General features: G+C 39.1%; 10 protein-coding genes. 2 read left to right on the top strand and 8 right to left on the bottom strand.

Features of this window, described 5'->3' with window-relative positions; genetic code table 11:
* Nucleotides 1-145: 145 nt before the first annotated feature.
* Nucleotides 146-853 carry a flagellar basal body L-ring protein FlgH gene (gene flgH / locus FZ949_RS00595; protein WP_021091364.1) on the bottom strand — a complete coding sequence of 236 codons (708 nt, stop codon included), beginning with the start codon at nt 851-853 and terminating at the stop codon, nt 146-148.
* 68 nt (nt 854-921) lie between these two features.
* Here flgH and pta point away from each other — a divergent pair, with 68 nt between their 5' ends.
* Entirely contained in the window at nt 922-2,289 is a 1,368-nt protein-coding gene (pta, locus tag FZ949_RS00590; protein WP_103580596.1) for a phosphate acetyltransferase, read from the top strand.
* Nucleotide 2,290: 1 nt separating this feature from the next.
* A complete protein-coding gene (locus FZ949_RS00585; RefSeq protein WP_103580595.1) occupies nt 2,291-3,487 on the top strand; it encodes an acetate kinase in 1,197 nt (398 codons plus the stop codon).
* Between the two features lie 122 nt (nt 3,488-3,609).
* Here FZ949_RS00585 and lpxD read toward each other — a convergent pair whose 3' ends face one another.
* From lpxD to FZ949_RS00550, 7 genes are all read right to left on the bottom strand, one after another.
* On the bottom strand, nt 3,610-4,563 hold the full coding sequence (gene lpxD / locus FZ949_RS00580; protein WP_148789993.1) for a UDP-3-O-(3-hydroxymyristoyl)glucosamine N-acyltransferase: 954 nt from the start codon (nt 4,561-4,563) through the stop codon (nt 3,610-3,612).
* A complete protein-coding gene (gene ilvN, locus FZ949_RS00575) occupies nt 4,563-5,024 on the bottom strand; it encodes an acetolactate synthase small subunit (RefSeq protein ID WP_223154204.1) in 462 nt (153 codons plus the stop codon). Before ilvN ends, lpxD begins: the two co-directional genes overlap by 1 nt.
* Nucleotides 5,025-5,026: 2 nt before the next feature.
* A complete protein-coding gene (locus tag FZ949_RS00570) occupies nt 5,027-6,721 on the bottom strand; it encodes an acetolactate synthase large subunit (RefSeq protein ID WP_234401507.1) in 1,695 nt (564 codons plus the stop codon).
* 271 nt (nt 6,722-6,992) lie between these two features.
* Nucleotides 6,993-8,000, bottom strand: coding sequence for a tRNA 2-selenouridine(34) synthase MnmH (gene mnmH / locus FZ949_RS00565; protein WP_103579591.1), 1,008 nt, complete (start codon nt 7,998-8,000; stop codon nt 6,993-6,995).
* Nucleotides 7,987-8,469 carry an HIT family protein gene (locus FZ949_RS00560; protein ID WP_021091390.1) on the bottom strand — a complete coding sequence of 161 codons (483 nt, stop codon included), beginning with the start codon at nt 8,467-8,469 and terminating at the stop codon, nt 7,987-7,989. Before FZ949_RS00560 ends, mnmH begins: the two co-directional genes overlap by 14 nt.
* Nucleotides 8,469-9,254: an indole-3-glycerol phosphate synthase TrpC gene (trpC, locus tag FZ949_RS00555; RefSeq protein WP_103579592.1), complete on the bottom strand. Its 786-nt coding sequence runs from the start codon at nt 9,252-9,254 to the stop codon at nt 8,469-8,471. The genes FZ949_RS00560 and trpC overlap by 1 nt, the downstream gene beginning before the upstream one ends.
* Nucleotides 9,251-10,486: a tetratricopeptide repeat protein gene (locus FZ949_RS00550; protein WP_187424696.1), complete on the bottom strand. Its 1,236-nt coding sequence runs from the start codon at nt 10,484-10,486 to the stop codon at nt 9,251-9,253. Before FZ949_RS00550 ends, trpC begins: the two co-directional genes overlap by 4 nt.
* Nucleotides 10,487-10,488: the final 2 nt, after the last annotated feature.

Below are 10,488 nucleotides of genomic sequence, written 5' to 3'. Positions count from 1 at the left end.
TTTTAAGCATATTATTCTGAAAGTAAATATCAACTATAATTTTTAATAATTTTTAAAAATTTAGCATATTTAAGGCGAGAGAAATTTTTGAGATATAAATTTTTAAAAGCCCAAATTGATTAAATTTTAGGCTTTTAAAGTTGCATTAAAATGGCCAGATAGCTTCCATAAGCCTTGTGCCCCAAGGTTTTTTGGTTGATTTGTCTAGCTCGCCCTCGGTTTTATACAAAATTTTGGCGTCAGCTATATATTTTGAGTCGATTTCGTTGTTTTGTGAGATGTCGTAAGGTCTGATAACGCCGCTCACTTGCATGATCTGCTTTTCGCCATTTATAAGTAGCTCGCGGCTACCTTCTATGAAATAGTTGCCATTATTTAGTATTTTTATGATCCTGGCTGAAATGGTTGCGGTAAATTTCTCGCTTCTGTTGCTCGTGCCACTACCTGTAAATTTATTGCCGCCACCTGCTTTAAAGCCGATGTCACCGTATTTGTTTAGATTATCAGCCACAGTTGAAAGCGGTGCAGCCCCAGCTGTGAAAACACCGCCACCAAGCGAGATAGTGCTATCTTTGTTGGTACTTTTGCTACCGGTTGAAGTTTGGCTTGCATTTTCTGAGATAACGATAGTCACGATATCATTTACATTCATCGCCTTTCTATCTGAAAATAGTGGATTCTCGCCCTTGCCAAAGAGGCTGCCAGCGTTGCTTTGTCCGGTTCCACTATCTTTTGAAGGGAGTTGCTCGACATAAACTGGGGGTTTCATATTGATATGAGGATCAGCGCTTGGTGTGCAGCCAGTGCAAATAATGCCCGCAGATAAGACGAGCCAAATCGTTTTATGGTTCATAAAAAATGCCTTAAAATAAGTATCTTTGTGCTAGAATTAAGCAATTTAAGTTCCTAAAAAGGTCGCAAATGAAAAGTTGTTACGTTTTTACAGACAAAAATTTAGCACATCTGCAAGAAATTATAGCTACAAAATTCAAAAAAGTTGAGATTTTTAAGATAATCCCAGATGAAAACGATAAAAATAACTTAATAAATTTAAATGAAAAAGAATTTTTTCTAAAATTTATAGATAAATTTGAAGAGTTAAAAGCCAAAAGCGACTTTGTCATAGTTCTTGGCTGTGAGAGCTTTAGTGTCTTTGGCAAAAGCGAGCTAAATTTAAAGCTAGCAAGAAATTTAAACGCTCCAATTTTTGACGAAAACGCAAGCGAGCTAAAAGCGCTAAATCCAAACTCAAAGCTTCTAATCACCGATAAATTTGATGAAATTTTGAGCTACAAAGCTGACATCATCACACCATTTAAATTTCAAAGCTTGCTTCTAAAAAGAGCTAAAGCGGCAAACAAGACCGTCGTTTTACCAGAGAGCGACGATGAGAGAATTTTAAAAGCAGCTCACATCATACTAGAAAAAAGGGTGGCAAATATAATTTTACTAGGACTTAAAGATGAAATTTCAAAAAAAGCGGCCGCTTTGGGGCTAAATTTAAGCAAAGCCAAAGTGATCGACCCAGCACAAAACGAGCTAACAGATGAATTTGCAAAGAAAATTTATGAGCTAAGAAAGCACAAAGGCGTGGACGAAGTCAAGGCAAACGCACTTGCTAAAGATAAAATTTACTTTGCTACGATGCTAATTCATGAAGGCATAGCCGATGCCTTGGTAAGTGGCGCTACGATGAGCACGGCTGATACGATCCGCCCAGCCTTGCAGATAATAAAAACAAAGCCAAATGTAAGTGTGGTAAGTGGGGCATTTTTTATGGCACTTGAAGAAGAAATTTTGCTTTTTGCCGACTGTGCTGTCACGCCAAATCCAAGCACAGATGAGCTAGCTAGCATAACGCTAAGCAGCGCTCAAACGGCAAGTGCCTTTGGCCTTAACCCAAAGATCGCTATGCTGAGCTACTCTACGGCTGATAGTGGCAGTGGGGCTGATGTGGAGTTTGTAAAAGAAGCTGCCAAAAAGGCGAGAGAGCTTGATGCAAATTTAAAGATCGCAGCGCCAATTCAGTTTGACGCAGCCGTTGATCTAAGCGTGGCTAGCAAAAAGATGCCAAACTCAGAGGTTGCTGGACGTGCAAATGTCTTTATCTTTCCAAATTTAAACTGCGGAAACATCTGCTATAAAGCAGTTCAGCGAAGCGCAAACGCTCTAGCCGTGGGTCCGATACTTCAAGGGCTAAAAAAGCCAGTTAATGATCTAAGTCGCGGCTGCCTCGTTGAAGACGTGGTAAATACCATCTTAATCAGTGCCATACAAGCAGGAGAATAATATGAGAATTTTGGTTTTAAACTCGGGTAGTAGCTCAATAAAATTTCAACTTTTTGTAATGGATACCAAAACCAGTCTAGCAAGCGGTCTAGTCGAGCAAATCGGTAGCTCCAGCTCAAGAGCGGTACTAAAAGCAAATGGCGAAACCTATGAGATAAAACGCTTCATAAAAGACCACCATGACGGACTTGAGGCGATGAACGAGCTCTTTGTCACATCACACACCTTGCACGATCTAAGCGAGCTTGATGGTATCGGACACAGGATAGTTCACGGCGGCGAGAGCTTTTTTAGCTCGATGATCGTTGATGAAAGCGTCATCAAAAAGATCGAGGAGATAAGCCCACTTGCCCCACTTCACAATCCAGGGCACCTTGCTGGCATCAAAAACGCAATGAAAGAGAGCAAAAATGTGCCTCACGTGGTCGTTTTTGACACGGTATTTCATCAAAGTATGCCAGAGTATGCCTACCGCTACGCCCTACCCTACGACGTTTGCAAGACTCATCACATCAGAAAATACGGCTTTCATGGCACATCACATAGATATGTTTGCAAACAAGCGGCCAAAATGCTTGGCATAGAATTTGATAAATTTAACGCTATCTCACTTCATCTAGGTAACGGCGCCTCAGCCTGTGCAGTACAAAACGGTAAAAGTATCGATACCTCGATGGGGCTTAGCCCACTTGAAGGGCTCATAATGGGTACAAGAAGCGGCGATATGGACCCAGCCGTGGTCATTTACTTGCTAAATATCGGCGTTTTAAAGTGGAACGAGATCGATAACTTTTTAAACAAAAAAAGCGGACTTTTTGGAATTTGTGGCTCAAGTGACATGAGAGAGGTTGTGGCTAAAATGCAAAACGACGAGCGAGCAAAGCTTGCTTTTGAGATGTTTTGTTACCGAGTGAAAAAATATATTGGCTCATATTACGCCATTTTAGGACGCGTTGATGCGCTTATATTTACCGGTGGCATTGGCGAAAACGCACCAAACACAAGGCAAAAAATTTGTGACGAATTAAAACATCTTGGCATTCACATAAATCACGATCTAAATTTCCAAGACATGCGAGGCGAGAGATGCATAGACGGGGATGACGCTAAGATAAAAACACTCATCATCCCAACAAATGAAGAGCTAGAAATCGCGATAGAAACGGCTAGAGTAATAAAAGAGAGCAAAGCCAAATAAATAGATATTTAAGCAAGACTTGATATATAAATTTTAAGCCTAACTCGTTTTAAAATAGAATTAGCATTTTTAGGCTACGAGATAAAAAGCTTTTGCGAGTTTAAGCTCGCAAAAGCTTGCAATTAATTTTTCTTAAAAAATCTCAAAATTTTTGCTTGGAGTTTAAACTGATCTGAAAGCTCCATTATCGGATAGGCTCCAGCATATTTTTTGCCACCAGACAGATCTTTGCTAACGCCTCCACGTGCAGCGATCTGCGCGAAGTCACCCACTTTTACATGACCAGCTGAGCCGCTTTGTCCGCCCATTACGACGTTTCTGCCTAGCACTGTTGAGCCAGCAAGGCCAGTTTGTGAGACTATTAGGCAGCCATTTCCAAGCTCGCAGTTATGACCTATTTGAACGAGATTATCTATCTTTGTGTAGTTTGCGATCATTGTGCTTTCAAAGACGCCACGATCTATCGTCGTGCAAGCGCCAATCTCGACAAAATCGCCTAAGACTACATTGCCATTGTGGTAAATTTTTACATGCTCGCCAGTTTTTGTATGTGCATAGCCAAAGCCATCGCTTCCGATCACACAGTTTGCCAGTAGGTGGCACTCGTTACCGATGACGCAGTCGTTATAAATGACTACGTTTGGGTGGATGATGCAGTTTTTACCGATAGTTACGTTATCGCCCAAAAATGCCCCAGCCATTACTACCGTATTTTCGCCCACGCTCACATTTGAGCCGATATAGACATTTGGCATAATCTTTGCACTCTTGGCGATATTTGATGGCTTTGGCTCGCAAAAAAGTGGCTTAGCATAATCTTTACTAAGCAAGGCAAATGCAAGGTGCGGGTTATCACACACAAGTGCGACCATACCAGCTGGCACCAAGTCTAAAAGCGATTTTGTCACCAATATGGCTCCAGCGTTTGATGTACTTATAAATTTTGCATTTTTCTCGCCGTCACAATATGTTAGCTCAGCTTTATTTGCATTTTTTAAAGAATTTAAGGCAAAAATTTCTATATCTTCTCCGCTAAAAGTAGCGTTTACTTTTGAGGCTATTTCACTTAGTTTCATCATATATCCATTATCACAGATCCGCCGCGTACGACGTCAACTGGGTTAAATTTCTTTATTGATTTTAAAAAGCTCTCGATCCTACTCGCATCGTCAGCCACCATGACAACGATGTAGTTTTCATTTGTATTTGTCACGATACCATTGTACGACTTTAGTATCGCCTCAAGACCGGCGAAATTTTCACCAAGTGGGATTTTCACAAGAGCCATCTCTTTTTCGACAAATTCGCCACTTTCTATGACTTTATACGTTGGTATGAGCTTGTGAAGCTGTTTTACGATCTGCTCTAAAACTCTCTCGTCGCCGCTTGTGACGATGCTCAGTCTTGAGAAGTTGCTCTCAGGTATCGGAGCAACGGTGAGTGTATCAATATTGTAACCTCTGCCCGCAAAAAGCCCAGAAATTCTAGCCAAAACGCCGTGTTCATTTAAAACTATAACCGAAATCGTTCTTCTGATACTCATTTTTCTTCCTTGCTCTTTAATATCATATTATAAATCGCAGCTCCTGCTGGAACCATAGGAAGCACATCCTCAAAGCGATCGATCCTAACGTCGATCATCGCTGATTTTTTGCTATCGATCGCTTCTTTTAAAGCCTTTCTAAACTCATCCTTACTCTTGCAAACAAAGCCAACTCCGCCAAATCCTTCAGCGATCTTTACAAAATCAGGCTGCAAGCTAAGATCAGTCGATGAGTAGCGTTTTTCATAAAAAAATGTCTGCCACTGGCGCACCATGCCCAAGAAATTGTTATTTAAAATGATGTTTATAACGGGCATATTTATCTCATGAGCAGTCATTAATTCTTGGATATTCATAAGTATTGAGCCATCGCCTGTAAAATTTATAACAAGATTATCTGGTTTTGCACATTTTGCGCCGATCGCTGCAGGGAGGCCGTATCCCATTGTACCAAGTCCGCCACTTGTGACAAGCTGTCTTGCTCGGTTAAACGGATAAAACTGTGCCACCCACATTTGATGCTGTCCGACGTCTGTTGAGATTATCGCATCAGCTCCTGCTATCTTCGCGGTCTCTTCGATGACCCATTGCGGTTTTAAGACCTTGTCGCTATCTGTGTAGCCAAGTGGATTTAACTTAGAATATCTATCTAAAATTTCTCTCCAAGGTGCGTAGTTTTCAGGCTCAGCTTTGACTTCGTCGTAAAGCTCAGTTAGCACATTTGTAAGATCACCAACTATCGGATAGTGGGCGTTTATAATCTTTGAGATAGAGCTTGGATCGATATCGATGTGGATAATCTTTGCATGTTTGGCAAACTCGTCCGTCCTGCCAGTGATCCTGTCACAAAATCTAGCTCCAAGCGAGATGAGAAGGTCGCACTCGCTTAAAGCCATATTTGAAGCATAGCTGCCATGCATGCCTGCCATGCCTAAATTTAGCTCATCTTTTGCGTCAAGTACACCAAGAGCCATCAGTGTCTCAACCGCTGGAATGCCAGTTTTTTTCATAAATTTACGTATGATCTCGCTTGCATTTGATGCGATCGCACCACCACCGATGTATAGAAGCGGCCTTTTAGCTTCGTTTATCGCAACTGCTGCTTTTTTTATCTGTTTTGAGTTGCCCTTATAGGTCGGTTTGTAACTTGGGATAGAAATTTCTTTTGGATATACAAAGTCACCAAGTCTTGATGTGATATTTTTTGGGATATCGATATGAACTGGTCCTGGGCGGCCTGATCTTGCGATATAAAACGCCTCTTTTATGATGCGAGGTAGCTCTTCAACGCTATTAACCAAGAAGTTATGCTTAACACAGGGGCGTGAAATGCCGACCGCATCGATCTCTTGAAAAGCATCTGTGCCGATCATAAATGTTGGTACTTGACCACTTATAAGCACGATTGGAATACTATCGCTATAAGCTGTTGCAAGGCCAGTGACAGCATTTGTAAAGCCAGGACCACTTGTCACAAAAGCAACGCCGACTTTACCGCTAACTCTAGCGTATCCATCGGCCGCATGAACGGCTGCTTGCTCGTGGCGAACCAAAACGTGTTTAAAATAAGTCTGCTTGTATGTTTCGTCGTAGATATTTAAAGCTGCACCGCCAGGATAGCCAAAAACTATCTCAACGCCCTCTTCGTGCAAGGCCTCGCTTATCATCTGTGAACCAGAAATCTGTTTTATCATCACTTTAGCCTTTTGATAAATTTATCGCAGATTATATCCCAAAGCATTTTAAATCCATTTTAACTTTCTAGCGAATTTTAGGTATTGCTTTGATTTTCTTGAAAAATTTTTAACTAATTTAAAAGAATAATACAAAATATTTTACATAAAATTAAACATATTATTTTTAGTAAAATTGATAAATTTAAGTGAGCAAAGACTATAAAATTTTAAGAGCTAAAACTCATTTGTATAAATTTTAGGTTTTAATATTTTGAATAAAATAAGCCTAAAATTTTGCTTCATTTTTTATATCATTTAGCTTTTTAACGGCTTCATCAAAGTCATCAGAATTTATGAAAACATTAATGTTTTCATTTTTCTTATAGACTTTATCGTAGTATTTTGTGAGTAAAATTTTAGCTACTTTAGCAATGTCATTTTCATTAAATTTAGCCACAGCTTCATCTCTAGCTTTTTTATCGATAAATGGCGAAATTTTTTTCATACATTCTTCAAAAAAAGCTTTATCCACACTTTTATAGTCATCTACTATACAAGAAATTCTTTTTTCTAAACTTGCGCTCACTTCGACATTTATACCACTACGCATCGCCTCATAAAGACTTTTTGGCAAACTTAACGAGCCTATCCTTCTGCTCTCACCCTCGATAAAGCAAATTTTATCTTCTAGCGTGATGAGCTTTTCAAATAACACATCTTCAAAGCTTTTTTGGCTTGGCTGCGCGCCGTTTATCGCTCCAAAGACAGAGCCTAAATGATTTGCCATAGACTCAAGGTCTATTGATGGGCTTAGAGCCCTTATTAGCTTACTTTTAAAGCAGCCAGTGTTGCCAAAAAGAGTGATAAATTTTGTGCTCAAAGGTCGATTTAGAAATTCTAAAACGTAATTTCTATAAGCTTTATAGCCACCACTAAGCCTAAAAACTCTATATCCTATCATGCTTAGCACATAGCCAACAGAATTTGATCTAAGCCCACCTTTAGCGCAGTAGATGCCAATAGCTGAACCAACCTTGGCTCTTTTATAAACCTCATCAATGATATTTTGTAAATTTTTGCAGATATATTTTGCGCCAAGGCTCTTTGCTAGGGATCTATCGCTTTTATAGATCGTGCCTACCTCTTTATGTTCCGCGTCATTTAAAGCGTATAAATTTATGGCATCTTTTATGTGTGAATATGAAAATTCATGTGGTGATCTTGCGTCTATTAAAATTTCAAAAGAGCTTCTTTTCTCTAGCCACTGCTCTACATCAAGCTCAAATAACGGCACTAAATGCCTTTTTTAGTTTCTCAAAAAGTGGATGAAATGGCGTGCCATTTACTCTCACATCAGAGATAGTAGTTATAAAATTTGTATCTCCGCTCCACCTTGGCACAAGGTGATAATGCACATGCTCAGCTATGCCAGCTCCCGCTGCCTTGCCTAAATTCATACCTATATTTACGCCATTAGCATAAAGCTCTTTTTTTAAAATTTCAACTCCAAGCCTTACAAATTTACTCATCTCAAACCAAGTCTGCTCATCAAGCTCTTCGATCTTATCGGTATGCTGATTTGGTATTATCATAAAATGTCCTGGAGAATACGGATATAAATTCATAATCCCAAAACAATGCTTAGCTCGAAAAAGTACGCCATTTTTATCATCATCATCTGAGTTTATAACGTCACAAAAAACACAGCTATCTTTTTTAGCGCTAAAGTATTCGCTTCTCCAAGGGGCACAAAGGTGCTGCATTACTCACCCTCCTTTATCTTTTTGACGGCATTTTTTATATTATCTTGCCTCATAAAATGCTCTCCTATCAAGAAAGCATCTACGCCTATTTTACTTAGCTCTCTAAGCTGTTCATGCTCGTAAAGACCGCTTTCAGCGACTATTATCTTGCCATTTGGTAAAAGTGGTATGAGCTTCTCACAAAGGCTCATATCCATCGTAAAATCATCTAAATTTCTATGATTTATACCTATTATATTTGCTCCTGCAAAGATAGCCTTTTTCACATCACTCGCGTCGTGAGTTTCAACCAAAACTTCAAGACCTAAATGATGAGCGTAGTCTAAAAACTCTTTTAGCTCATTTTGAGTTAATGCTTTTGCGATGAGCAAGATAAAGTCTGCTCCATAAACAAGAGCTTCAAGAATTTGATACTTATCAACGATAAAATCTTTTCTAAGGATCGGCCTTGAGGCGTAGCGGCGAACTTGCGTGATATACTCGATGTTGCCTTTAAACCAATGTGGTTCAGTCAAGATACTAAAAGCATTTGCGTATGGCTCGTATTCCTGAGCGATTTTTATAGGTTCAAAATCCTCTCTTATCACGCCTTTGCTAGGGCTTGCCTTTTTGATCTCGGCTATGATTCTTATAGGCTCATTTTGACTTGCTCTAAGTGCATTTAAAACATCTCTTGGTACGTATGGATTGTACGCTAGAGAGCGACCAAGCCACTCCTCAGGGAAGTCTGCTTTTCTTTTTTCAAGATCATCTTTAGTCTTTTTTATTATCTCATCAAGTATCATTTTTTAAGCCTTTTGTTTAGATTTATTATACAGCGCTCTATTAGGTGCAAATGCTCTTTTGCCTCTTTTGAAGTCCTAAAATCAACATCTTTCATTGCATGCTGCATGATACTTTTTGCTTTTTTGCACTCACCGAGCTTAAAATATCCCCACGCTAGCGAATCCTCATAATAAGGTGACTCGGGCGAGATGGTAAGTGCCCTTTGCACAAGCTCTATACCCTTTCTAGGATCAATATCATGATCTATCAGCAAGTAGCCATAATAGTTAAAAAACATATCATTTTCTAGCTTTGGCACGCTAGCTTCAAATTTATCTAAAATTTCAGCCATTTTTTGTTCGTTCAAGGTATCTTTATTCATCTCGTATTCGTAAATCGCGGCTTTTGCTAAAAAATTTAAATCCCTGCTGTCATTATAAATTTTAACAGCAAGTATGTATGCGTCACCGAAATTACTAGTCGCCGCATAAAGATCCATAAGTGCCACATCGTTGTAGCTATATTTTTTTAAAATTTCAATTGCTGCTTTGTAATTTTTATCATAGATAAAAAACTGCACGATCTTATCAATATACGAAGTATCGTGATTTAGCTCATAAAGCTCTTCAAAGAGTTCGATCACTTTTGGGAAATTTCTTTGCTGGGAGTAAATTTCAGCCAAAAGCTCGCAAGTCTTTAGCGTGCAGCCTTGTTCATCTCTAAATTTTTCAAGATATTTTGTAGCGTCTTTTATCTTATCCATGCGATTTATCAAAATATCAACGATACGGAGCAAATTTTCTTCTTCTTGCTTTAGCGAGTATGCCTCTTCAAAGTATTTTAGCGCAGTCGTTGTTTCATTTTGCATCATACAAATAGTGCCAAGCATGAGTAAATTTTGGGCATTTGGCTCTTTTGTGGCAAGCTCTTGCATTAAACTTTTAGCCTCATTTAGCTTTGAAAGATTTACTAAATTTGCCACCTTTATACGGATAAAATCGCTGTCGTCTTTTAAGCTTTTTTCGCCTTCACTTATCAAAGCGTCTAAATTTTCATTTTTTGTTGCAAAGGCGAGTTTGATCGCCTCTTTTAAATAAGCTTTTTGATTTGTATCTTTAAAAATGTTTGAGTAAGCTTGAATGCTAGCATTCACATCTCCGCTATCTTGAAACAATAAAGCTTGCATTAGGCGTAAATTTATACTTTTATTATCGTCAGCCAAAAGTAGCTGCGAATTAAAAAATACGCTCATAA

It is taken from the genome of Campylobacter concisus (genome assembly GCF_902460545.1).
Classification (GTDB): domain Bacteria; phylum Campylobacterota; class Campylobacteria; order Campylobacterales; family Campylobacteraceae; genus Campylobacter_A; species Campylobacter_A concisus_AE.
Note: the sequence above shows the minus strand (reverse complement) of the source record. Positions and strands in the feature narration are given on the sequence as shown.